The organism is Arhodomonas sp. KWT, from assembly GCF_010993615.1.
Window position 1 is genome coordinate 1 of sequence record NZ_WNXE01000742.1, and the last position, 821, is coordinate 821.

Here is an 821-nt window from a genome sequence, read left to right on the forward strand (position 1 = left end):
ACCTCGCAGATGTAGCGGAGCTGGTTGAGCTTCATGGCACATACCCAAAATAATAGAATGATCTAATTTTAATCGACTATATTCTTTTTTCAAATATGCGTCAGGCGCTAGGGTAGGGGCATCCGAAACAGACGGGGGCCGCCTGTGACCGATCAAGACCCGACCCTGACCTTTGCCCCCGCCGGGTACGGTGGCCGTACCGGCGCCGTCAGCCTGGTGGGCGCCGGCCCCGGCGATCCGGATCTGCTGACCCTGCGCGGTTACCGCCGCCTGCGCGCGGCGGACGTGGTGCTCCATGACCGCCTCGTCGCCGCCGAGATCGTCGCACTGGCGCCGGCCTCGGCCCAGCGGATCTACGTGGGCAAGCAGCGGGATCGTCATCCGGTGCCCCAGTCGCGCATCAACGCGCTGCTGATCGACTACGCGCGGCGAGGTCTGCGCGTGGTGCGCCTGAAGGGCGGCGATCCGTTCATCTTCGGCCGCGGCGGCGAGGAGCTGGAGGAGCTCATGGCCGCCGGCGTGCCGTTCGAGGTCGTTCCCGGGGTCACCGCGGCGAGCGGCTGTGCCGCTTACGCAGGTATCCCTCTCACCCACCGGGACCACGCCCAGTCCTGTGTGTTCGTCACCGGGCACCGTAAGGCCAACGGCGAGCTGGCGCTGGATTTCGACCAGCTCGCACGTCCGCAGCAGACGGTCGTGTTCTACATGGGGCTGGCCGGGATTGACCGCCTGGTGGCCGGTCTGCTCGCGCACGGTGCACCGTCGGAGCGGCCGGCGGCGGTGGTCCAGCAGGGTACGACGGCAGCGCAGCGCGTGGTCGC

Annotated in this window: 1 pseudogene; it reads left to right on the forward strand. The window is 67.4% G+C overall.

The features are described 5' to 3' along the window. Window positions 1–183: 183 nt before the first annotated feature. Window positions 184–821, forward strand: a pseudogene (gene cobA / locus G7A99_RS22115) (uroporphyrinogen-III C-methyltransferase); the annotation flags it as partial.